Below are 24130 nucleotides of genomic sequence, written 5' to 3'. Positions count from 1 at the left end.
CAAAGCGCGATCGCAGGCTTGTGAGTGGCAAGCAGGGGCACGCGACCCAATATGAGTCCGCGGAGGACAGCCGATGCAATACAGCTCCGAGCTCATTCACACGATGCGTCAGGCACTGGAGACCGTGATGGCAAGCGTGCCGGCGCATCAGTCAGTGTTCGGCCTGAAAGCGGCCGTGGCCGAATGCATCCTGAAGGCCGCCGCACACGGCCAGACGTCATATGACGGACTGGTGACGACCGCGTCCGACCAGATCCAGGCGATTGTCGCGATGCTGAATTGAGTGCCGGCACGATCTCGTCTGACCTTGATCCGCCCTGCCAATGTAGTGTCCTCGCCGCCGTTGGCACAGGTCACGCACATGCGAAGTTCATTCGCGTCTTCGCACGTAAAGCGAGATGAATCGATCGATCATGGCGTTGATCTGCTCCGGCACCTCGAGCGACAGGAAATGCCCGGAGCCGACAGCCTTGGCCGTAACCAGTTGCGGGCATAGTGCGCCAAGGCGGTCTAGATCCGCGAGCCGGTGAGCGGCTTCGATATACAGCACCGGGACCCGGCACGCTTGGGCGCACTGACCCGCCCGATGCACATCCCAGGGAAACAGACTCTTAAACGTCGACACCAGCACGTGCTGTGGCGTCGCCAGGAAGGTCTGCTCGACATGGGCATGGCATCTGTCGGTCGGCAGACAGGAGTCCGCCACGATTTTTCGTACCTCGTCCGCAAAGTTCGGCCCCTGCAAGCCCTCCAGGTAGCTGGTGAACACCGCTCCCGCCGAGGCAGGGAAGAGCACTCCGGAATCGAGCAGCACCAGCCCCGCAGGAAAATCCGGGTAACGGGCCGCGATTTCGAGTGCCATGTTGCCGCCCATGCTTTGGCCCACGATGACCGGATTCGTTATCTCTTGCCGGACACACAGCCAGACGAGATCCTCGGCGAAGCCTTCGATCGAGTAGTCCTGGTGCGGCTTGTCGCTCTCGCCGTGTCCTCGCAGTTCGGCATTCAATGCGCGACCGTGCCGACCGAAGTACTCCATCTGTGGCGCAAAGTGGGTGCGATCCCCGCCAAGGCCATGGACGAACAGGAACTGAGGCGATCCCTTCCCAGCGATGTCGAACGACAGTTGGATACCTTCACGCGCGAGCTTCATTGTCATCTCCGTATCCACCGGCATTCCAGGCTTCTCGGGCAATGATGCGGGTAAGGGGGCTGGGGCGACCCGTCGATCGCTGACGTCAAGCCTCAAACGGCTCCTTGCAATCGCGTATGGCCAATCTTCGAGCGCGTCCTAGCGCGTGGTCCGGAAAAGTGTGCAGCGGTTTTCCGAAAAGACTATGTCCAAACAACCATCTAAAGCGCGATGAGACCCATCCCAATCGCATCGCGCTGTTAGGAGACTCGCACGGCCTCGCGCAAAATCCTGAGCTGGCGCACCCGACACGATTCGAACGTGTGACCTTTGCCTTCGGAGGGCAACGCTCTATCCAGCTGAGCTACGGGTGCAGTTGCAGGTTCATTTAGCCGATTGGCGCGGGGCGGGCAACCGCTTCTCGCCGGAGCGCGCTTCAGGCCGACTTGCGCCTGACCGGGGCCGGAACCGGCTTTCCGCCGCGGGCGGCGAACTCGGCAAGCGCCCGATCGGCGCAGACGACGCGGTTGCGGCCGAGGCGTTTGGCGACATAGAGCGCCTCGTCGGCGGCGCCGAGCAGCCGGTCCGGGCCGCCGTCGCTCCCATCAGGAACGTGGCTGGCGACGCCGACGCTGAGGGTGACGTGATCGCCGGCACCCATCGCACCATGGGCGATCGCCAAGGCCATGACGGCATAGCGGATCTGCTCGGCCACCATGCAGGCGGTGTCAGAATCCATGTCGGGCAGGATCAGCGCAAACTCCTCGCCTCCATAGCGGCTGGCGAGATCGAGCGGGCGCACCGCGTGCCGGCTGACGACGCCAGCAACCGCGCGCAGGCACTCGTCGCCGCTCTGGTGGCCGTGCTGGTCGTTGAACAGCTTGAAATGGTCGACGTCGACGAACAGCAGCGCCAGCGGCTTCTGCGTGCGCTGGGCGCGGGCCCATTCGCCGAGCAGCATCTGGTCGAAGGCGCGGCGGTTCGCCAAGCCGGTCAGCCCGTCCTTGGTGGCGAGCTCCTTCAGGGCCATCTCGGCGCGCTTCTGGTCGGTGAGGTCGCGCAGCGTCTCCACCACCGCAATCAGGTTGCCAGCCTCGTCGTGGATCGGGCCGGCGTCGATGGCGAGATAGAGCTGGCTGCCGAGCTTGGGCATCACGCACCAGTTCTCCGCGGAGAAGCCGAGCCCGTTGTGGCCGCGCGCGGCATATTCCGGATAGTACTCCGGCAGTTGCTCGGGCCGGTCGAGCGCGACGAGGTCGGCAAGGCAGGGGCGCTTCGTCTCGTAGAACGCCTGCCAGTGCTTGCTGGTGCCGATCACCTCCGAGGCGGCGACGCCGGTCAGCCGCTCGCACGCCCTGTTCCAGATCACGACGCGGCGCTTAGGGTCGATCACGAAGGTCGGCACCACGAGGTGCTGCATCAGCCGCACCGCGTAGGAATCGGCGACATCGACGGTCCTGCGCGACTTCGGCATCAGGCCACCGCAGCCACGGGCACGGTCCCGGGCGAGCCATCGCCGGCACCGAACAGCTTGCGCACCTCGCTGGCCGGCTTCGGCGCGCTGAACAGATAGCCCTGCATCTGCGTGCAGCCGAGCGCGCGCAGCATGTCGCGCTGCGCCTCGGTCTCGACGCCCTCGGCCACCGTGGTCATGCTGCTGGCGGCCGCGATGTTCACCACCGCCTGCACGATGACCGGCGAACCGGTGGTCTCGGCGATGTCGGCGACGAAGCAGCGGTCGATCTTGATCTTGTCGAACGGGAAGCGCTTCAGGTAGCTCAGCGAGGAATACCCGGTGCCGAAATCGTCGAGCGCGATGCGCACGCCGATCGCGCGGAGCTGGTGCAGGATCGAGAGCGCCGCCTCGTCATCGCGGATCAGCACGGCCTCGGTGATCTCGAGCTCGAGCCGGCGCGGGTCGAGGCCAGAGGCGGCGAGCGCGCTCGCAATGCGCAGCGCCAGCGTGTCGCATTTGAGCTGTACGGGCGAGACGTTGACCGCGACGCGCACATGCGCCGGCCAGGTCGCGGCCTCGTTGCAGGCCATGCGCAGCACCCAGTCGCCGAGCTCGGTGATCAGGCCGGTATCCTCGGCGACCGGAATGAACTCGGCCGGCGACACCATGCCGCGCTCGGGATGGCGCCAGCGCAGCAGCGCCTCGCAGCCGGAGACTTCGTTGGTGCGCAGGTCGACCAGCGGCTGATAGTGGATCTCGAAGCCGCCGTTCACCAGGGCCTGGCGCAAATCCTGCTCCATGCTGAGGCGCGCCTTGGCGCTGGCATCCATCTCCGGCTCGAAGAAGCGGTGGGTGCGGCGGCCCTCGGCCTTGGCGCCGTACATCGCGAGGTCGGCGTTCTTGATGAGTTGATCGAGGTCTGAGCCGTCCTGCGGCGCCAGCGCAATGCCGATGCTGGCATCGGTCGAGAGCTGGTGGCCGAGGCAATGATAGGGCTGGCGGATCGCCTGGTAGATCCTCGTCACGAAGGACAGCACGTCCGCGGGGGATTGAATCCCGGTCTGGATCACCGCGAACTCGTCGCCGCCGAGCCGCGCGATCAGGTCGCCCTGCTTGAGGCAGCCGCGGAGGCGGCCTGCGATCGCCTTCAGCAGCTCGTCGCCGACGTGGTGGCCGAGCGAATCGTTGATGCCCTTGAACTCGTCGACGTCGATATAGAGCAGCGCGAACTGGCAGCCATCGGCGACGTTCGCCAGCTCGCGTTCGATCTGCTCGCGGAACAGGGTCCGGTTCGGCAGGTCGGTCAGCGCATCGTAATGCGCCATATGCGCGATCTTCTCGTCGGCGCGCCGACGCTCGGTGACGTCGTCGATGACATGAATGAGATAGCGCGGCTCGCCGGCGCCGTCGTTGATGCCGATGCGGGTCGAGGTGATGTAGCGCAGGCCCATGCCGGGCATTTGCCAGGCGTGCTCGTCCTTGAACAAGCCCTTGGCTGATTTCAGCGCCCTGCTGTCGTCGTCGGTGATGTGGGCGGCGGCCCCCTCGGGGAAGATGTCGAAGGCGGTCTTGCCGACGACGTCCTGGCGGGACTGGCCGAACAGCTGCTCGGCGACAACGTTGAGCAGCAGATATTGCCGCGTCCGGGCATCCTTCACGGTGATCTGCGACGGGATGTGGTCGATGATCTCGCGCAGGAAGGTGTAGTTGCGGTCGCGCTCCTGCTCCAGGTTGCGGCGCTCGGTGATGTCCTCGATCGTGGCGACCCATCCGCCCTGTGCGAGCGGCGTGTTGATGACCTGGAAGGCGCGGCCATTGGCCAGTTGATGGGTCAGCGTCGAGACCGTGCCTTCGGCGACGACCCTCATGACCTCGGCGCAAAACGCCTCGACGTCGCCGTCGAACGCGCCGCGCTCCTTGCGATGATACATCGCCTCACGGATGTGACAGCCGGGCTTGATGACGTCGTGCGACAGGCCGAACATCTCGGCGTAGCGGCGGTTGCAGGTGACGATGGTGCCGCCGGCGTCGTACAGGATCAGCCCTTGCGACATGTTGTTGAGGGCGGTGTCGAGTCGGAGCCGCTCCGCCTCGATCCGTTGCTGGGCCTCGCGGTTCTGCCGGTTGATCTGGCGGATGATCAGATAGAGGATCAGCGCGATCACGCCCGCCGAGAAGCCCGCCGTTGCCACCATGAAGCCGGTCTGCTGCCGCCAGTCCGCGAGCGCCGCTGCCGTGATGTTGGTGGCGATGATGACCAGCGGGAAATGCGTCAGCGACGCGGCCGAGCCGAGCCGCTCCTCGCCGGTGACGGGGCTCCTGCCGCGGAGCGTCTGCTGACCGCCTTCGGCCAGCACTTTCTGCATCAGCGGCGCGTCCTTGAAGTTCCGCCCGATCAGTTCCTCGGCGTGCGGATAGCGCGCCAGCAACTTGCCCTCGCGGTCGAGCAACGAAATGGCCGTGCCGTCGGCGAGCGCGACCGATGCGAAGTATTGCTGATAGCTGTCCGGATCGATCCGCCGCACCATGGCGCCGAGGAAGGTGCCGTCCGCGCCGCGCAGCCGGCGTGCGACGACCGTGGTCCATTTGCCGATCAGGAAGCTGCGGACCGATTCCAGGATCACCGGCTCGGCCGCCGGGTTGAATTTGAACGACTGGAAATAGGCGCGCGAGGAGACGTTGATCTTGGGCAGCGGCTGGGCCCGCGACCAGTTGATCAGCTCGCCCTCGGCATCGTAGATCGCGATGTCGCCGAGATACGACACGGAGCTGATCTTGCTGCGCAGCATCTGGTTGGCCGCTGGCCCCGACATGCGCTCGCGGAACATCGCAGGCGAGGTGATCTCCGGCAGGTTCATCTGCCCGATCAGGTCGGCGGCGACGACGTCGGAATCCTCGAATTGCTGATCGAAATGCCGCGCGATCAGCTTCACCGTGTTTTCAAGCTCGCGTTCGCGGTTGGCGAGGGTCCGCTCGCGAAACTCGCCGACGGCTACCGCCGTGGCGATGAAGATTCCCGCGACCAGAAACACGCCGCACAGGGTCAGCCACAGGACGGGACCACGGCGCGCCAAGGCCTCCCAGCCGTTTCTCGCGGCTTGAGACATTCCGGCTGCTACCCTGGCAAAGACCTGGCGCATTCCCCCTCACTGGAGGACCAGGAATACACCGCACAAATGGCGCAAACCTTAGGAAAGCCAGTTACCTAAGCATTAATGCAGCTGGGCTGATCGCACATCCATATGCAGCACCGCGGGTATCACGCGCGAGGATTGTGTCGTGCGCGCCGCAATCACAGCGCTGCATCATGAATCATCGGTTAATGCGAGGGGCCGGCGGTCTTCTTGCCGCCGCCATGGCGCAGCCGTCCGACCACGCCGGTCGGGAAGAAATAGACGCTGGCTATGAACAGCAGCCCGAGCCAGAGCAGCCAGCGGTCGGGATGCAACAGCCCCGGCAGCAGCGGCAGGCCGGCTTCGTCCGCCGCCTTGGAGGCGACGCCCATCAGCGACTGCAGATAGTTCTGCGCGAGGATGAAGATCGTGGCGCCGATGATCGCGCCGTAGATCGTGCCCATGCCGCCGATCACCACCATCAGCAGGATGTCCAGCATGATGGAGAAGCTGAGCGAGGTGTCGGGACCTGCATAGCGCAGCCACAGCGCGTTCAGGATGCCGGCGCTGGCGGCGACGAGGGCCGCAAGGCAGTTGGCGTAGGTCAGGTGGAACACGGTGCGGAAGCCGAGCGCCTCGGCGCGAAAGCGGTTCTCGCGGATCGCCTGCAGCACGCGCCCGAACGGCGAGTTCACCACGCGGAGCAGAGCGAGGATCATCAGGCCTGAGATCGCGAACACCAGGTAGAAGGTCAGGATGCGGCCGTTGATCTCGAAGCCGAACAGGTTCTTGGGGATCAGCACCGTGCCGGGGCGGAGCAGCTCCGGCAGCTGGAAGCTGCGCCCGTCCTCACCGCCGGTCAGCCAGGACAGCTGCGAGGCCAACACCTGGAAGGCGGAGGCGACCGCGAGCGTGATCATGGCAAAGAAGATCGCGGCGACGCGCAGCGAGAACAGCCCGATCGCGAGCGCCAGCAACGCGGCGAGCGGCAGGCCGGTGACGATGCCGGTGCCGACCGCGGCCCAATTCGGACCCATCCCGTACAGCGCGATCGCGATGGCGTAGCTGCCGATGCCGTAGAACATGGTGTGGGCGAACGACACCGACCCGGTATAGCCGAGCAAGAGATCGTAGGAAGCGACGAGGGCTGCGAAGACGCAGATCTTGGCCGCGACGTTCAGCGCCTTGGCGCCCGGAAACAGGAACGGCGTCGCCGCCAGCGCCAGGATGATGACGACGAGAACGAGGGTCAGGACGCGGCTGCGCGGCGGATCGCCCGAGAGGATCATCATCGGCTGGTCACCGCATAGAGGCCGCGCGGCCGCCACATCAGAATGGCGACCATCAGCAGGATGTTGGAGACGAGGGCGAGCTTCGGCACCAGGAAGCCGCCGTAATTGGCGACCATGGCGACGAGGATGGCGCCGATGAAGCAGCCGCCGATCGATCCCAGCCCGCCGATGATGACGACGATGAAAATGAGCACGGTGAGGTCGTCGCTCATCGAGGCGTGGACCTGCTCGCGATAGAGCGCCCACATCACGCCGCCGAGGCCGGCCAGCGCCGATCCCGTCATGAACACGCCGAGGAACAGGCGGCGGATGCGATAGCCGAGCGCCTCGACCATCTCGCGGTTCTCGACGCCGGCGCGGATCAAGAGGCCGAGCTTGGTGCGGTTGAGCACGAGCTGGATCGCGATGAAGACAGAAAGCCCGATCAGCATCGCCAGCACGCGGTACTTGGCGATCGCGACGTCGCCGAGGATGAAGGAGCCGCGCAGCGAGGCCGGCAGCGGCATCGGGATGATCTGCGGTCCCCACAGCGCATAGAGCGTCTGTTCCGCAACAATGAGGCCGCCGGTCGTCATCAGGATCTGCTTCAGGTGCTGGCCGTAGACGGGCAGGATCAGCACGCGCTCGACGACGAGGCCGAGCGCGCCCGACACCGCCATCGACAGCAGCGCGGCCGGGGCCAGCACCGCGAGGTTCGTCCAGAGCGAGTCGGCCTGGATGGAGGCCGCGAACGGCGCCAGAACGAGCATGGCAACATAGGCGCCGACGGCGATGAAGGCGCCATGGCCGAAATTGAGCACGTCCATCAGGCCGAACACCAGCGTGAGCCCTGAGGCCATGATGAAGATCATCATGCCCATGGCAAGGCTCGCGGCGGTCAGGGTCAGCCAGGACGAGGTCGATCCGATCAGCGGGATCATCAGCAGCGCCAGCGCCACCGGCAGCAGGATCGGCGCGAGGTCGCGCTTCGGCTTCGGCAGCGGATCGGTTGCGGCAAGGTCTGTCACTGATGCGCCTCCAGGCTCAGGCCGAGCAGCCGCTCCTGCAGCGGCACGTCGGCGGCGAGCGCCGCCATCTCGCCGCGATGAACGATGGTGCCGTTGTCCATGACCAGCACGTTGTCGCCGAGCTCGCGGGCGGCAAAGAAATTCTGTTCGACCAGGAGGATCGTCGCGCCCTTGCGCTTGATCTCCTTCAGGCACTCGATCAGCGCCATCACGATGGCGGGCGCGAGGCCCTTGGTCGGCTCGTCGATCAGGAGCAGCTTGCGCGGCTCGATGATGGCGCGGGCGATCGACAGCATCTGCTTCTGCCCGCCCGACAGGCTCCCCGCGCGCGACAGCCAGAAGCGGCGCAGCGCCGGGAAGAAGCCGAAGATCCAATCCAGCTGCGTGTCGTCGATCGGCGCGTCGCGCGCCGCCAGCACCAGGTTCTCCTTCACCGTGAGATCGGAGAACACCGCCATGCTCTCCGGCACGTAGCCGACGCCGAGCCGCGCGATGTCGGGCGTCGCAAGGCTCTCGATGCGCCGGCCGGCGAGGGTGATCTCGCCTTTTGAAGCCTGCCACAGGCCCATGATGGTGCGCAGCGTCGTGGTCTTGCCGGCGCCGTTGCGGCCGAGCAGCATCGTGACCTGTCCTTGCGGCACCGTGAGATCGATGCCCTGGAGGATGTGATAGCGCCCGATATGGGTGTGCACGCCGGACAGCTTGAGGAGATCGCTCATGATGCGCTCCCTGCCGCGCTCTCTATAGCGTTCTTGGGCGCGACGCCGAGATAGGCTTCCTGCACGATCGGCGAGGCGATCACTTCGGCAGGCACGCCGTCGGCCACCAGCTGTCCGTTATGCAGCACGATGATGCGGTCCGCGAGCGAGCGCACCACGTCCATCTTGTGCTCGACCAGCAAAATAATCTTGCTCCTGTCCTGCTTGAGCTGCGCGATCAGGTTGAGGACGACAGGCACCTCGTCGATGCTCATGCCGGCGGTCGGCTCGTCGAACATGAACACCTTTGGCTCCAGCGCGATCATCAGGGCCACTTCCAGCTTGCGCTGGTCGCCATGCGACAGCGCGGTCGCAGTGACGCCGCGGCGATTGCCAAGCGCGACCTGGTCGAGAATGGCGTCGGCGCGCGCGATCAGGTCGCGCCGCACCATCCAGGGCCGCAGCATCTCGTAATGGGTGCCGCTAGCGGCCTGCACCGCGAGGCGAACATTCTCTTCCACCGTCAGGTTGGGAAACAGGTTGGTGAGCTGGAACGCGCGTCCGAGACCCGCACGGGTCCGCATCGGCGCGGAATGCTGGGTGATGTCGGTGCCGTCGAACAGGATGCTGCCGCCAGATGCCCGCAGCTGGCCCGAGATCAGATTGAAATAGGTGGTCTTGCCGGCGCCGTTCGGCCCGACGATGGCGGTAAGCTCGCCCGGGCGAAACGTGCAGGAGACATTGTTGACCGCGACATGGCCGCCGAAGCGGATGGTGAGATCGCGGGTTTCGAGGGTGAGGGGCATGGGTTCAAGCGTGTCGGCTGGTTGTGACACCTCTCCCCGAAGGGGAGAGGTCGATTTGCGCAGCAAATCGGGTGAGGGGCACAGGTCCCACGAGAGGGTGGTACCCCTCACCCGGCGCTTCGCGCCGACCTCTCCCTACGGGAGAGGTGAAGAAATCACCGCTTGTTCTTGATCGGAACGTCCATGTCCTCGATCTTCAGCTCGCGCACCGGCTCGAGCACGGCCCAGGCGACGTTCGGATCGACCTTGACCTTGAAGTGATACATGCTCTGCAGCGCCTGATGGTCCTCTTTCCGGAACACCATCTTCCCCTTGGGCGTATCAAACTCCAGGCCTTCCATCGCGGTGATCAGCTTCTCGGAGTCGGTCGACTTCGCCTTGGTGACGGCGGCGACGACGGACATCGCAGCCGCAAAACCGCCCGCGGTGAAGAAGTCCGGCGGCGCGTTGAAGCGCTTCTGGTGCTCGGCGACCAGCCAGTCGTTCACCGGGTTCTTGGGGATCTCATAGAAGTAATAGGTCGCGCCTTCCATGCCGGGCAGGCCCTTGTAGGCTGCGAGCGCCGGCAGGATGTTGCCGCCGGTGGAGAGCTCGATGCCATAGCGCTTCGGATCCATGTCCTGGAGCTTGGCCAGCGGATTGCCGGCGCCGGCCCAGATCACCCAGATCACCTTGCGACCGGGCTTGTCCTTCAGCGCGTCGAACAGGCGTTGGCCGACCGCGGTGAAGTCGGTGGTCGAGGTCGGGGCATATTCTTCCGCCGCGAGCGTCGCACCGGTCTTGGCGAGCGCCTCCTTGAAGGCGGCGACGCCGTCGCGGCCGAAGGCGTAGTCCTGCGCCAGCGTCGCCACGGTGACGCCCTGCTTGCCGATCGCGACCGCGTTGGAGATCGCGTCCTGCGAGGAGTTGCGCGCGGTGCGGAAGATGTAGCGATTCCACTTCTCGCCGGTAATCTGGTCCGCGACCGCGGGTTCGACGATCAGGATCTTCTTGTTCTCCTCGGCGACGGGAAGAATGGCGAGCGCCGCGGCCGACGACGTCGTGCCGATCGCGATGTCGGCCTTGTCGTCCTGATAGGCTTCCGCGAGAGCGGCCTTGGCGAGGTCCGGCTTGCCCTGGTCGTCCTTGGTGATGATGACGATCTTGCGGCCGTCGAGCGTCATGCTGCCTTTGGTGGCGTATTCGAAGCCCATCTTCAGGCCGGTCTCGGTCTGCTTGGCGTAGGCTTCGAGCGGACCGGTCTTGCCGTAGATCAGCGCGATCTTGAGATCGTCGGCCAGCGCGGAGGTGCCCACGCCGAGCGCGAGAATGGTTGTTGCTATGATGAGTGATCGACGCACGATGGTCCCTCCTGATTCAAAGTTTCTCGGCAACAGCGATTTGCACAACGTTACAGACATTGCAATTGAACCTTCCGCCTGAGCATCTCGGCCTTTCGAACATGCATCATTTTTGAGCTGGCCGCGCATCGCCGGCGCCCTCGGCTTGACGCCGATCAGACTGCGCTTCCTCCGCGCTCTCGAAGATGTGCGGCGCGACGCTGCGCTTCTCCAGGGCTTCGCCGAGCTTGATGCGCAGGAAGCCCGACGTGGTGTAGCGCGACACACCGGAATAGAAGCGGTCGACGAGGCTGCGGACCATGGCCGAATAATCGTCCATCAGCTCCGGCAGGATGGAAAAATTGTCATAATTGACGATGGCGTAGACCCGGCGTCCGAGCGGCGCCAGGCGGGCCTCGACAATGGCAGCGATGGTGTCGATCTCGGTCTTGCTGCGCAGCGGATAGCGTTCCAGGTTGACGAAGAACAGGTTTTGCTGCTCGTCCAGCGTGAAGCGCTGGTCAAGCGGGATCGTGAGCAGGCGCTCGCGCAGCTCCATCAGCCCGTCGCCGAAAATGCGCGAGTCCATCAGCGCCGGATCGCGCGGGATCAGCGGCTTGAAATCCATCAGGCGCAGGATGTCGCGCTCGATGTCGATGCCGGGCGCGATCTCGATGAGCTCGAGCCCGCCCGGCCGGAGCTCGAACACGCAACGCTCGGTGACGTACAGCGTGCGCTGCTTGCGCGCGGCGGCAAACGGGCCGCTGAAGGTGACGTGCTCGACGCTCTCCACGAACTTGCGCGACTTGGCCTCGTCGAGGATGGCGAGCTTGCCGTCCTTCACCGCAATGCGCTGCTTGCCCGCGCCGAAGGTGCCGACGAAGATCACTTCCTTGGCGTTCTGGCTGATGTTGATGAAGCCGCCGGCCCCGGCAAGCTTCGGTCCGAATTTGCTGACATTGAGGTTGCCCACGCGATCGACCTGGGCGAGGCCGAGGAAGGCGGCATCGAGGCCGCCGCCGTCGTAGAAATCGAACTGATAGGGCTGGTCGATCACCGCCTGCGTGTTGATCGCCGCGCCGAAATCGATGCCGCTCGCGGGGATGCCGCCGATCACGCCGGGTTCCGCCGTCAGCGTGATGAGATCGATGATGCGCTCTTCGTTGGCGACCGAGGCGATCCCCTCCGGCATGCCGATGCCGAGATTGACGACGCTGTTGGCCTTCAGCTCCAGCGCGGCGCGCCGGGCGATGATCTTGCGCTCGCTGATCGGCATCACCGGCAGCGAGGCGGCGCGGACGCGGATCTCGCTCGAGAACGCCGGATTGTATTGCGTGCCGAACGTCTGCCAGTGATTCTCCGGCTTCGCTACCACGACGCAGTCGACGAGGATGCCGGGAATCTTGACCTGGCGCGGATTGAGGCTGCCGGCCTCGGCGACGCGCTCGACCTGGGCGATGACGATGCCGCCGGAATTGTGCGCCGCCATGGCGATGGTGAGCGCTTCCAGCGTCAGCGCCTCCTTCTCCATGGTGAGATTGCCGTCGGGATCGCCGGTGGTGGCGCGGATGATCCCGACGTCGATGGGAAAGGTCTTGTAGAGCAGGCACTGCTCGCCGCGCAGCGTGATCAGCTCCACCAGGTCCTCGGTGGTGCGCGCATTCAGCTTGCCGCCGCCGTGCCGGGGATCGACGAAGGTGCCCATGCCGACGCGGGTGATGTGGCCGGGGCGGTGCGCGGCGATGTCGCGGAACAGATGCGTGATGACGCCTTGCGGCAGGTTGTAGGCCTCGATCTGGTTCGCGATCGCGAGCTGCTGCAATTTCGGCGCAAGACCCCAATGCCCGCCGATCACGCGCCGCACCAGGCCTTCATGCGCGAAATGATTGAGGCCGCGCTGCTTGCCGTCGCCCTGCCCGGCGGCATAGACCAGCGTCAGGTTGCGCGGCTTGCCTTGCGTATAGGGCGCATCGCCCTCGTGGGACAGATAGAGCTCCTCCAGCGCGACCGCGATCTCCTCGGCAAAGCCGATGCCGACGAAGCCGCCGGTCGCCACCGTGTCGCCGTCGCGGATCAGCATGACGGCTTCATTCGCCGAGACGACCTTGCCCTTCTCGGAGTTGCGCAGATAAGGCAGAGCTGGATGATGGCTCACGGCGTTCCTCCCGCTCCCTGGACCGTAGGCCTTGTTTTGCTTGATCTTATCGCGAAGAGCTGCCCCGGAACAGGTTGCTCCTCGCGAAGGAAAGACGGCAAAGCGGATAGCAAGGTCCGCGCCAGATCCCGCAGTGCCGCGCAAAACGGCTGAAATCTGCGGCAATTGCCTGCAATTCACCCCCGAAGAGCGGCCGGATGCGGTGTCCGGAATCCGAGACTCCGGACACTCCCATGTCTCGAAACTCAGACGGGCGCCGATCCCGAGGCGAGGCCGAATTTGGCGAGCTTCTTGTAGAAGGTCGCACGCGAGATCCGCAGCATCCTGGCGGCCTCGGTGATCTGGCCGTTGCTGGCGGCGAGCGCTTGTTCGAGTGTCTGCTTCTCGAACTCGGCCTCGGCTTCGGCATAGGGCACCACCGATCCGGCCGGGCGCTCGGGCGGTGCAAGCCTGACCTCGGTCTCGATCGGGAGAATGCGGGCGACATCCTCGCCGGTCAGCCGCCCGGAATCGCTGAGGATCAGTGCGCGCTCGAGGATATTGCGGAGCTCGCGGACATTGCCCGGCCAGTCGTAACGAGCGAGCGCAGCGAGCGCGCTCGGCGTGATCTTCGCCTTGACGTAGTCGCCCGATGCGCTGATGTCGTCGAGCAGCCGGGCGCAGATGTCAGGGAGATCGTCCAGGCAGTGGCGCAGCGGCGGCAGGTCGACCGAAAGCACGTTGAGACGGTAGTAGAGGTCGGCGCGAAATGCGCCGTCGCTGACGCGCTTGCGCAGGTCCACATTGGTCGCGGCGATGACGCGGACGTCGACCCTGGTGATCTTGTCCGAGCCGAGCGGCTCGATCTCGCGCTCCTGGAGCACCCGCAACAGCTTTGCTTGGAGCTGCAGCGGCATCTCGCCGATCTCGTCGAGGAACAGCGTGCCGCCGTCGGCAATGCGGAATTTGCCCTCGCGTCCCCGTCGGTCGGCGCCGGTATAGGCGCCCGGCGCAGTGCCGAAGAACTCCGATTCGATCAGCGTCTCGGGGATGGCGGCGACGTTGACGCTGACGAACGGCTTCTCGGCGCGCGAGGAGGCGTTGTGGATCGCCTGCGCCAGCATCTCCTTTCCCGTCCCGGTCTCGCCGGTGAGCAGCACCGTGACGCTCTGCCGCGCGGCGCGGCTGGCGAGCTCCTTGGCGCGCGCGATGGCCGGCGTCGTGCCGACGAAATCGGCGAAGGTGAAACGCGCCGCGCGGGCGTTGGACAATTGCCGCCGCGCCAGCCGCAGATCGCTCTCGAGCTGGGCGACGCGGGCGAGCAGGGGCTTCAGGCTTTCGAGATGATCGTAGAGCACGAAGCCGATCGCGCCGATCACCGTCCCGTTCTCGTCCTCGATCGGCATGCGGGTGACGACGAGCTGCTCGCCGCCGAGCTCCATGATGTCGAGCAGGATCGGCTCGCCGGTCTCTGCCACCCTCCGCATCAGGCTGTTGGGGATGACCTCCTCGATCGACCGGCCGATCGCCTCGCTGGGATGGTTGAGGCCGAGGGCTGCAAGATATTTCTCGTTGACGTAGACGACGCGCCCGCCGCGATCGATCGCAATCGCGCCCTCGCAGAGCTTCTCCAGCCGCTCGAACAGCGTCTCCATCGCGCGCGCACGGAGATAGGCGGGATCGCTGATCGAGGAGGAAGCGGCAGGCATGAGATACCTCGGGGAGGTCCGCCTGTGTATTACCAAAAGTGTAGCGATTTCAAAGGGGGAATTGGTGGCTGAAGCCAGCTCCAGCAATTGCTGTCGTCCCGGGGCGCGAAGCGAGCCCGGGACCCATACCCCCAGGGAGCAATTTGGCGAAGACTCTGAGTGGGAGCGTCGCGCAGCAACTGCGCTCTGTGGTTATGGGTCCCGGGCTCGCGCTTTGCGCGCCCCGGGACGACAGCGGGATGTGTTGCGCTGCCCCTACCGCCGATACCCGCTCGCCCGTGAATAGCCCTGGCGGTTCTGTTGCGCGGGGCGGCTTGCCACGCTGACCCGCGCCTCGCTCGACGAGGGCGTTGCGAGCTTCAGCTCCTCCAGGAAGATCGGCCGCGAGAAGTAATAGCCCTGCGCGTAGCGGATCTTGGTGGCGGCCTGCAGATAGGCCAGCTCCTCGTAGGATTCGAGGCCTTCGGCGATCACCGTCATGCCGAGCGCCTCGCTCAAGGATTCGATCGCGCGCAGGATGCCCTGGCTGCGCGGACGCTTATGGATGTCGGTGATGAAGGAGCGGTCGATCTTGATCTCGTCGGCGGTGATGTCGGCGAGCGCCGAGAGCGAGGAATAGCCGGTGCCGAAATCGTCGATCGAGATGCCGACGCCGAGCTTGCGGAACATCGGCAGGATCTCAGCCTGGAAGTGATTCTTGGCGACGAAGGCGTCTTCCGTCACCTCGATCATGAACCGCTGCGGAAAGCCGGTGTCGTCCAGCGCCTGCGCAAAGCTGCGCATGAACTCGGGATTGCCGGCCTGCTTGGCGGCGACGTTGATGCTGATGGTCGCTTCCGGGCCGAACGTGTCGTTGATCAGGTCGATCGACTTGACGATCTCGGCGAGCACGAGATGGGTCAGCTCGTCGATCAGGCCGAGTTCGCCGGCAAGATTGATGAACGAGCCGGGTGCCTGGATCACGCCTTCGTCGTCACGTAGGCGCACCAAGGCCTCGATGCCCTTCACCGCCTGCGTGCGGATGTCGACCTTGGACTGGAAGGCGCAGCAGAAGCGCTTTTCCAGGATCGCGAGCCGCAGCGACTGCTCGACCTTCATCCGCGCCTGCGCCTCGCGCTCCATGCTGGCATCGAAGAAAGCGGCCAGTCCCTTGCCGTTGTTCTTGATGCGGTACATCGCGATGTCCGCGTTCTGCCGCAGCGTCTCGAAGCTGCCGCCATGGTCGGGATAGAGGCTGATGCCGACCGAGGTCGAGGCGAACACTTCCGAATGGTCGATGAAGAACGGCGCGGTCAGCCGCTCCAGCGTCGATTGCATGAATTCGGCGACTTCCTCCTGTCCCTGGATCGGTGACAGCAGCAGCAGGAATTCGTCGCCGGAGATGCGCGAGAGCATGTCGGAATCGCGCAAGTCCCGTCCGAGCCGCTTCGACAACTCGACCAGCAGCGCGTCGCCCACGGCGTGGCCGTAATAATCGTTGATGTGCTTGAAATTGTCGACGTCGAGAAAGGCCAGCGCAAAGCGTTCGTCGCCGCGGTCGCGCGCGAGCAGGGCATTGGCGCGGTGCTCGATCACGCGCCGCGAGGGCAGCCCGGTCAGCTCGTCGAAATAGGCCGAGCGGAACAGCTGGTCCTCGAAGTTCTTCTGCTCGGTGATGTCGGAGGATGCCGAGATCAGGAGCTCGCGTCCGTCGAGACGAACCGGACGATGGGTCGTGAGCAGCACCTTTCGCGCGGCGCCGGCGTGAAGCGCTTCCTCGGTCACGACCGGCTGGCCGGCGCTCAGTGCCTGCCGGCAGGCTTCGCGGCGCGGCGTCAGATCGGGTGAAGGACGGCTGCCATCCAGGCCGAGCTGCGCGGCGGCGGCATCGTTGACCAGCAGCAGTTCGCCATTCGCGTCCTGCACGGTGAGGCCGGCCGGCAGCATTCTAACGATTTCCTTGAGAAAACCGAGCTCGGCTTCAGTCGCGCCGGAATATCGATTGTCGTTCATAGAAGTCATGAATCTTGTTGTTTGAGCGCGCCTTTAGCAATGGGCGCGATCTTCCGCGGTTCCCTCTTAAGTTTGGTTAAGGGGTCGGGAGAAATACGGGGGTGTTTTGGAGAAAACTTGCGAGGATCCGACGCGCGCCGACGATCGTCATTAACAGAGCGTCAACGCGCTCAGCAAAACAGCGCGAGGTATGCGCGTGGGAGCGATTTCGCCTGCGGCCATCCTTCGAGACGCCCGCCGTCGGCGGGCCCTCAGGATGAGGAGCGGAGCGCGCTGCGCCAGTTTCAGCGAACACCGAGGCCGCTTAGCCTCATCCTGAGGAGACCGCGAAGCGGTCGTCTCGAAGGACGAGGCGCTTGCTCAGGTCGCGCAAATGCCGCACGCGATTGCGCCACCGCGCAAGCGGGGGGAAGGATTACACCTTTCATGTCGCGATGTTCTATTCGCTTCGTGGAATTCGACACTGCATGATGCAATGCAGACCGGTTTTCAGATACGAGATCTCGGTCCTGCCGTCGAAAGCCGAGAGTGCCGATTTCAAGAGCTTGGTGCCGAAGCCGGGCTCCGACACCTTGTCCACGCTCGGTCCTTCGGTTTCGTCCCAGGTGACGGTCAGGCGGTCGTCGATGATGGTCCATGACACCTGCAACAGACCGCGCGGGGCGGAGAATGCGCCGTACTTGCCCGCATTGGTGGCTAGCTCGTGAAACATCAATGACAGCGTGACGGCGAGCTTCGGCGGCAGGAACAGCCGCTCGCCGTTGAGCGTGAAGCGGACATGGCCGTAAGGCCCGAGCTCGGAGATCAGGAGGTCGCGGATGTCGCAGCCGGCCTTGTCGATCCGCGAGATCAAATCGTCGGTTGCGGCCAGCGAGCGCAGCCGCGGATCGACCCGGGCCCAGACCTGCGGCTGGTCGTGCAGCACCTGGTGCAGCACCGCATGCACCGTGGACAGCTTGTTCTTCAGCCGGTGCTGGAGCTCCTCCACCAGCAGCTTGCGATAATCTTCTTCCTCGATCAGGCGTTTGGAAATTCGGCGCTGCTCGGCCAGCATGGTGCGATAATGCTCGACACCCCAGATGGTCATCGCGCACACGGCCCAGTAAAGTGCCAGCAGGGCAAACCGCGCGCGATCGGCAAAAGCATCGCCGAAATTGAGGACGACGCCGAGCACGCCGCCGACGAGCGCCGTCACGATGCCGATCCGGAAGCCGCCCAGGGCCGCAGCAAAGAACACGGCCGGGAAGTAGGGCGTGAAATAGATGTCGGGACGAACCTGAGCGAGGCCCCAGCGGACCAGGGTTGCACCCAACAGGCAGACCACCGCAAAGCCGATGCTCAGACCGAGCGAAGGCGGCGCCGTACCCTGCCAGCCCTTGCGGAACTCGTCGATCAGCTTCTTCATGCGCTGCCCGGTTGCGATGGGCGTACGACGATCGAGCGGCCCGCGAGGATGTTACGCATGCCGCTCGTCCAAGCATAGCTTGCCTTGTCGGAAGCGGGCAGGGATAGTGACCGCTGCGGCGACGGCGGCCGGCATTCGCCTTTTGGCATCAAATCGCTCGAAAACAGGAACATTCCATGGGCAGGCTGGACGGCAAGGTTGCGGTGATTACGGGAGCGACGAGCGGCATCGGATTGCGCACTGCGGAAGTCTTCGTTGCCGAAGGTGCCAAAATTGTGATCGCGGGTCGGCGCGTGCCGGAAGGCGAGGCGTTGGCGAAGCAACTCGGGGAGAGTTGCATCTTCCGTCAGACCGACGTCACCGTCGAAGCGCAGATGCAGGCGCTGATCGCGCTTGCGGTGGACAAGTTCGGCAGGATCGATTGCCTGTTCAACAATGCCGGCGGGCCGGCACAGACCGGCGGCATCGAGGGCCTCGAGGTCGAGCGGTTCGATGCGGCCATGGCGACGCTGGTGCGCAGCGTCATGCTCGGCATGAAGCACGCCGCGCCCTACATGAAGAAGCAGGGCGCGGGCAGCATCATCAACAATGGCAGCATTGCTGGCCGCCTCGCCGGCTTCTCGTCGTCGATGGTCTATAGTGCGGCCAAGGCGGCGGTGATCCACCTCACCAAATGCGTGGCGATGGAGCTCGGCGAATCCAACGTCCGCGTCAACGCGATCTCGCCCGGTGCGATCGCGACCGGCATCTTCGGCAAGGCGCTGGGGCTCTCGACCGATGCCGCCGAGAAGACGCCGGCAGTGATGCGCGAGGTCTACAAGACCGCGCAGCCGATCCCGCGGGCCGGCCTCCCCGACGACATCGCGCAGGCCGCAGTGTTCCTGGCGAGCGACGAATCCAGCTTCATCAACGGCCACGACCTCGTCGTCGACGGCGCCATGACCGGCGGCCGCAATTGGAGCCTGCAGCAGCAGGGCTATGTGGCCCTGCGCAAGGCGTTCGATCAGGGGGCGTAGAAGCCCCCGCCGACGGTGCCGTAGGGTGGGCAAAGGCGCGCTCTTCGCGCGCCGTGCCCACCATCGATGTTTGAACCCGGCGAGGCATGGTGGGCACGCTTCGCTTTGCCCACCCTACGAGACTAGGCTTCCGTCATTGCGAGGAGCCCTTGCGACGAAGCAATCCAGACTGTTTCCGGGGAGACAGTCTGGATTGCTTCGCTTCGCTCGCAATGACGGTGGTGACGCTAAACCGCCCTCACTCGCACCCGCAGCCCGTCCCGCGGCTTCGGGATCGGCCACATCTGCCAGTCCGGCTTGTAGCCTGGTGCGAGCGACACCTCGATGTTCTCCAGGAAATGCCGCGCGAAACACTTCGCCTGCATGTAGGCGAAGTGCAGGCCTAGGCACATATGCGCGCCGCCGCCGAAGGGCACGAAGGCGAAACGGTGGCGGCCGCGCTGCGCGTCCTCGGTGAAGCGCAGGGGATCGAAACGGTCCGGCTCCGGCCAGATCTCCTTCATGTGGTGCGTATAAAGCGGGTTGATGCCGACCGCTGTGCCGGCGGGGATCGCAAAACCCTTGAAGCTGAAATCGCGCATCGCGCGGCGCGGCATCGACGGCACCGGCGGCTTGATCCGCAGCGCTTCCTTGAACGCCATCTCGGTCAGCGGCATCTTTTCCAGATCGTCGAAGCTGGTCGGCGCGCCGGAGACGAGACCGAGCGCGAGCACCTCCGCGCGCAGCCGGTCCTGCCAGTCCCGATTGGCGGCGAGCTCGCCGATGAAGGAGGTCAGCGACGAGGTCAGCGTGTCGTGCGCGGCCATCATCAGGAAGCTCATATGGTCGATGATGTCCTGGTCCGACAGCAGCGCGCCGTCCTCATGGGTGGCGCGGCAGAGCTGCGAGAACAAATCGTCGCCGCCGTGATTGCCGCGTCGCAGCGGAATCTGCTCGCGGAAATAGGCGATGATGCGCTTGCGTCCCTTCACCCCTCGCGCCATCTGGGTGCCGGGCAGGGGACGGCGGATCGGGGTGACGGCGGCCGCCACCATGTCGATGAAGGCGCGGTTGATCTCGTCGACCTCGGGCCCGATATCGGCGCCGAGGAACGAGGCCGCGGCGAGATCGAGTGTGAGCTGCTTCATCGCCGGATAAAGCTGCATCTCGCCCGGCTTGGCCTTCCATTGCGCGACGCGCGCGGAAATGCCGCGGTCGAGATCTCCGAGATAGGACTTCATCGGCCCGGATTTGAAGGCGACCGAGAGCGCCTTGCGATGCAGGCGATGCTCCTCGAAATCCAGCAGCATCAATCCGCGCGGAAACAACAGCCCCAGCACCTTGTCCCAGCCATGAGTCGAGGAGAACAGCTTCTGCTGGTCGAACAGCACGAGCTCGTTGGCCTCGGGCCCGAGCAGCACGACATTGGTCTCGCCGAAAAAATGCGTGCGGTAGACCAGGCCGTACTTGGCGCCGTTCGCTTCGATGTGGCCCTTGGGATCGGCGAGCACCTGAAAGGTCTTGCCGATGATCGGCCAGCCTTCGTCGCCGGGAATGTGGGTCAGCTCGTTGCGCCGCGGCGGAGTGAACGGAAGCGCAGGGGCGGCCAAATTCTGCATCGACATGACGATCGCTCCGATTGGCTGGCTCGGCGAGCATAGCATATCGAGGTAGGCCAGCGCGCCGATCGTCTCATGCACAATGTCGTCAGCCGCCATCGGCGCCGCAGCGAGGGCAACGGCGCTTGAGAGCCTCCCTGCGGCCATCCTTCGAGATGCCCGCCTTCGGCGGGCCCTCAGGATGAGGACGGAGTGCGCGGCAGCAGTTTCAACGGATTCCGATGCCGCCTAGCCTCATCCTGAGGAGACCGCTGAAAGCGGTCGTCTCGAAGGACGAGGCGCTCGCTCAGGCGCCGCCGAGAAGTTCTGTATGAGCTGAGCCTTGCCCTACCGCTTCGCCGCTTCCTTCTGCAGATCCGGCGCGTTGACGGCGGGAATGGCGACGCGGCCGGGGCCGGTGACCTTCAGCGCCTCGGCGGCCTTCTCGTTCTCCATGATCTTGGCCATCACGGCCTGGCCCGCGCGCTCGAAGATCGCGCGGTTCTCGATCACGAATTTTTGCGACCTGCGCAGCCCGTCGATGTAGCCGTTGATCTCGGGCACGACGTAGCGCGCCACCATGTCCCAGCTCCGGCGTGTGTTTTCCGGATTGGCCCAGTCGTGCACGAAGCCGATGATGGCGCCGACGCCGCCGGAGACCTGCATCACGTTCTTGATGGTTTTGACGAGATCGTCGGGCGTGCCGATGGTGGACGCCGCGCCCTCGACGAAGGCGGTCTTGTCGACGGCCTCGTCGGGCGAGGAGAACGCGGTGAGGCCCGGCCGCTGCAGCGTGCCGACATTATATTCGTTGTGCCAGCGCATCAGGCCCGCGCCGGCCTCGCGTCGGGCTTGTTCACGCGTCTCCGCGATGTGCCAGGTCAAGAGCACGCGCCAGTCGGCGCGATCGACCTTGGTGCCGTGCTTCTTGGCGGCATCCTCGGCGAACTGCCATTGCTGCTGCAGCGACATCAAGCCCTGCGTCGTCATCGAGCCCAGCGAGATGATACCGATGCCGTATTTGCCGGCCAGCGTCATGCCGGAGGGCGAGATCTGCGAGGCCACCACGAACGGCATCTCCTCCTGCAAGGGCAGAATCTGCAGCGCGGCGTCGTTCATGGTGAACCAGTCGCTCTTGGCGGTGACGCGCTCGCCGTTGAAGAGGCGGCGGATCACGCCGATCGCCTCGTCCTGGCGGTCGCGCTGCGTCATCGGATCGATGCCGAGCGTGTGCGCATCGGAGGCGAGCGCGCCCGGTCCGGAGCCGAAAATGGCGCGGCCGCCGGTCATATGATCGAGCTGCACCATGCGCTGGGCGACGTTGAAGGGATGGTGATAGGGCAGCGACACCACGCCGGTGCCGAGCTTGATCCGCTTGGTGCGCTCGCCGGCCGCGGCCAGGAACATCTCGGGCGAGGCGATCATCTCCCAGCCCGAGGAATGATGCTCGCCGCACCAGAACTCGTCATAGCCGAGCGCATCCAGCTGCTCGACGAGGTCGAGATCGCGCCGGAACTGCAGCATCGGATGCTCCCCGATCGGGTGATGCGGGGCAAGAAAGGCTCCGAACTTCAGGCGCGCCATGTGTTCTCTCCGGCTGAATTTTCTGTTTGTTGGTCGTGTCAGGCTACGTGCCTGACGGCACGAACGCAATCACGCGATGTCCCGCGTGGTGGAATGCAGGCATGCGCCGAAGCGAGGAGGGGAGCCTCAGCGGGGGCTGATGTAATTCAGTGTCTCGATGGTGCCACGCCGTCATTGCGAGCGCAGCGAAGCAATCCAGAGTATCTCCGCGGCATGACTCTGGATTGCTTCGCTGCGCTCGCAATGACGTGTCGAGAGGGCGTCGCTCAAGTGATATCGGACTCGCCGAGAGGCGAAGCGATCTGCGATCGAATGAAGAGGCGCACGCGCTGGCGCCCAGGATGATCGTCTTCAGCTATGGCGCGACGATCAGATCGGAAATGCGGCCGGAATGGCCGCAATCAGCACGCGTAGCCTTTCTCGTCTCGATCGCGCTGTTTGTGACATTAACCGTGACCCCGCGCCGCATTTCCGGCGCGGATGCGCCGCGCCTCTGCAGGAAGTCGAGGCATTGCTGTTAATACCTGCGGAATCCTGCGGTCTTCCCGCGAATTTCACCGAGATCGACAGCGCACGGTCTTTTTATTTTGCAACGCAGCAACTATCTGGTTGGGCTGGACGTTGAACGTCGCCCACCAGGACATTGCCGTGTCATTAGCCAGAAATATCGATCTCTTGAGACGTCTGCCCAGGCTGGACGGACTGCGCTTCGCCGAGCCCGGCCGCGGTGCAGGTGGATTCAGCCCGCTGCAGGAGGTCACTGGCTTCGGCGACAATCCCGGCGCCTTGCGCATGTTCGCGTTCGTGCCGGCGCAATTGCAGCGGCCGCGCGCGCTCGTCGTCGTGCTGCATGGCTGCGGGCAGACGGCGGCCGGTTACGATCTCGGCGCGGGCTGGTCGACGCTCGCGCAGCATTACGGCTTTGCGCTGCTGATGCCCGAGCAGCAGCGCATCAACAACGCCAACACCTGCTTCAACTGGTTCAATCCGGAGGACACCGCGCGGGACAGCGGCGAGCCGCGTTCGATCCGCGCGATGATCGCGCACATGGTGAAGGCGCATCGCATCGATCCCAGGCGCGTCTTCATCACCGGCCTGTCGGCCGGCGGCGGCATGACCTCGGTGATGCTCGCGACCTATCCGGAAGTCTTTACCGCCGGCGCGATCATTGCCGGGCTGCCTTACGGCATCGCTTCCAATCTGCGCGAGGCGCTCGACGGCATGTTTCATTCTCCGGCGCGTCCCGCGCGCGAGCTCGGCGATCTCGTGCGCAGCGCCTCCGATCATCGTGGGCCCTGGCCGAGGGTTTCGGTGTGGCACGGCAGCGCCGACCGCACCGTCAATCCCGGCAATGCCAACGAGATCGTCAAGCAGTGGCTCGACCTGCACGGTCTGCCCGAAGTGCCGATGGCGGAGACCAATGTCGACGGCTATCCGCGCCAGGCCTGGTGGGACAAGGACGGCGAGACGCTGGTCGAGTCCTTTGCCATCACCGACATGGCGCACGGCACGCCGCTTGGGCTGGCCGACAACGATCAGCGCTACGGCATCGAAGGCGCCTTCCTGATCGAGGCCGGCATCTCATCGTCCTATCACATCGCTAAGTTCTTCGGCCTCACCGGCTGGATTCCGGACGCCGCCACGAAGAAGGCGGAGGCCAAGCCTGCCATGAAGTCCGCTACGAAGCCTGCCGCGAAACCGGCGCTCTCGCCTGCGCCGCATCTCGCCCGCTCGATCCGCACCGCGGTTGCCGCAGAGCCGGCCGAGCCGCAGCGCGAAATGGCGCGCGGCTTCGACATCGGCCAGATCATCACCCGCGCGCTGACGGCCGCGGGATTGATGAAGTAGTTGGTCGACACACATTCAGCCGTCGTCCCGGACAAGCGCGCC

The 24130-nt window shown here is 65.0% G+C and carries 17 protein-coding genes and 1 tRNA gene; 3 read left to right on the top strand and 15 right to left on the bottom strand.

Annotation, left to right across the window (positions count from 1 at the left end; genetic code table 11):
- Window positions 1–73: 73 nt before the first annotated feature.
- Entirely contained in the window at window positions 74–283 is a 210-nt protein-coding gene (locus tag ACNJYA_RS37980) for a hypothetical protein (RefSeq protein ID WP_439364966.1), read from the top strand.
- An 87-nt stretch (window positions 284–370) separates the two neighbouring features.
- Here the strand turns inward: ACNJYA_RS37980 and ACNJYA_RS37975 are convergent, their stop codons facing one another.
- From ACNJYA_RS37975 to ACNJYA_RS37915, 13 genes are all read right to left on the bottom strand, one after another.
- A complete protein-coding gene (locus ACNJYA_RS37975; protein WP_439401782.1) occupies window positions 371–1159 on the bottom strand; it encodes an alpha/beta fold hydrolase in 789 nt (262 codons plus the stop codon).
- A 270-nt stretch (window positions 1160–1429) separates the two neighbouring features.
- Window positions 1430–1506, bottom strand: a tRNA-Arg gene (locus ACNJYA_RS37970).
- Between the two features lie 62 nt (window positions 1507–1568).
- Window positions 1569–2606, bottom strand: a complete 1038-nt coding sequence (locus tag ACNJYA_RS37965; RefSeq protein WP_439401781.1) for a sensor domain-containing diguanylate cyclase — start codon at window positions 2604–2606, stop codon at window positions 1569–1571.
- Window positions 2606–5728, bottom strand: coding sequence for a bifunctional diguanylate cyclase/phosphodiesterase (locus tag ACNJYA_RS37960; RefSeq protein ID WP_439401780.1), 3123 nt, complete (start codon window positions 5726–5728; stop codon window positions 2606–2608). Before ACNJYA_RS37960 ends, ACNJYA_RS37965 begins: the two co-directional genes overlap by 1 nt.
- A 179-nt stretch (window positions 5729–5907) precedes the next feature.
- Window positions 5908–6993: a branched-chain amino acid ABC transporter permease gene (locus tag ACNJYA_RS37955; RefSeq protein WP_439364961.1), complete on the bottom strand. Its 1086-nt coding sequence runs from the start codon at window positions 6991–6993 to the stop codon at window positions 5908–5910.
- Window positions 6990–8000, bottom strand: coding sequence for a branched-chain amino acid ABC transporter permease (locus ACNJYA_RS37950; protein ID WP_439364960.1), 1011 nt, complete (start codon window positions 7998–8000; stop codon window positions 6990–6992). The genes ACNJYA_RS37955 and ACNJYA_RS37950 overlap by 4 nt, the downstream gene beginning before the upstream one ends.
- Complete coding sequence (locus ACNJYA_RS37945; RefSeq protein WP_439364959.1) at window positions 7997–8719, bottom strand: ABC transporter ATP-binding protein; 723 nt, start codon at window positions 8717–8719, stop codon at window positions 7997–7999. The genes ACNJYA_RS37950 and ACNJYA_RS37945 overlap by 4 nt, the downstream gene beginning before the upstream one ends.
- Window positions 8716–9504, bottom strand: a complete 789-nt coding sequence (locus ACNJYA_RS37940; protein ID WP_439364958.1) for an ABC transporter ATP-binding protein — start codon at window positions 9502–9504, stop codon at window positions 8716–8718. The genes ACNJYA_RS37945 and ACNJYA_RS37940 overlap by 4 nt, the downstream gene beginning before the upstream one ends.
- Before the next feature lie 155 nt (window positions 9505–9659).
- Window positions 9660–10844, bottom strand: a complete 1185-nt coding sequence (locus ACNJYA_RS37935; RefSeq protein ID WP_439364957.1) for a substrate-binding domain-containing protein — start codon at window positions 10842–10844, stop codon at window positions 9660–9662.
- A 106-nt stretch (window positions 10845–10950) separates the two neighbouring features.
- Window positions 10951–12978 carry an acyl CoA:acetate/3-ketoacid CoA transferase gene (locus ACNJYA_RS37930; RefSeq protein WP_439401779.1) on the bottom strand — a complete coding sequence of 676 codons (2028 nt, stop codon included), beginning with the start codon at window positions 12976–12978 and terminating at the stop codon, window positions 10951–10953.
- A gap of 245 nt (window positions 12979–13223) precedes the next feature.
- Entirely contained in the window at window positions 13224–14666 is a 1443-nt protein-coding gene (locus ACNJYA_RS37925; RefSeq protein ID WP_212255767.1) for a sigma-54 interaction domain-containing protein, read from the bottom strand.
- A 255-nt stretch (window positions 14667–14921) separates the two neighbouring features.
- Window positions 14922–16658 (bottom strand): putative bifunctional diguanylate cyclase/phosphodiesterase, encoded by a 1737-nt coding sequence (locus ACNJYA_RS37920; RefSeq protein ID WP_212255769.1) that lies wholly within the window; start codon window positions 16656–16658, stop codon window positions 14922–14924.
- A 439-nt stretch (window positions 16659–17097) separates the two neighbouring features.
- Window positions 17098–18063 (bottom strand): sensor histidine kinase, encoded by a 966-nt coding sequence (locus ACNJYA_RS37915; RefSeq protein WP_172787928.1) that lies wholly within the window; start codon window positions 18061–18063, stop codon window positions 17098–17100.
- A gap of 176 nt (window positions 18064–18239) precedes the next feature.
- Between ACNJYA_RS37915 and ACNJYA_RS37910 the strand changes: the two genes are divergently transcribed.
- Window positions 18240–19079 (top strand): SDR family NAD(P)-dependent oxidoreductase, encoded by an 840-nt coding sequence (locus ACNJYA_RS37910; protein ID WP_212255770.1) that lies wholly within the window; start codon window positions 18240–18242, stop codon window positions 19077–19079.
- Between the two features lie 227 nt (window positions 19080–19306).
- Here the strand turns inward: ACNJYA_RS37910 and ACNJYA_RS37905 are convergent, their stop codons facing one another.
- Both ACNJYA_RS37905 and ACNJYA_RS37900 read right to left on the bottom strand, forming a co-directional pair.
- Window positions 19307–20683 carry a cytochrome P450 gene (locus ACNJYA_RS37905; RefSeq protein WP_439364955.1) on the bottom strand — a complete coding sequence of 459 codons (1377 nt, stop codon included), beginning with the start codon at window positions 20681–20683 and terminating at the stop codon, window positions 19307–19309.
- Window positions 20684–21004: 321 nt separating this feature from the next.
- Window positions 21005–22240, bottom strand: a complete 1236-nt coding sequence (locus ACNJYA_RS37900; protein WP_439401778.1) for an LLM class flavin-dependent oxidoreductase — start codon at window positions 22238–22240, stop codon at window positions 21005–21007.
- 648 nt (window positions 22241–22888) lie between these two features.
- On the opposite strand from ACNJYA_RS37900, the gene ACNJYA_RS37895 reads away from it, so the two are divergent.
- Window positions 22889–24088, top strand: coding sequence for an extracellular catalytic domain type 1 short-chain-length polyhydroxyalkanoate depolymerase (locus ACNJYA_RS37895; RefSeq protein ID WP_439364953.1), 1200 nt, complete (start codon window positions 22889–22891; stop codon window positions 24086–24088).
- Window positions 24089–24130 lie beyond the last annotated feature (42 nt).

The organism is Bradyrhizobium sp. BLXBL-01 (assembly GCF_051853025.1).
Taxonomy (GTDB): domain Bacteria; phylum Pseudomonadota; class Alphaproteobacteria; order Rhizobiales; family Xanthobacteraceae; genus Bradyrhizobium.
This window is presented reverse-complemented; position numbering and strand designations above follow the sequence as displayed.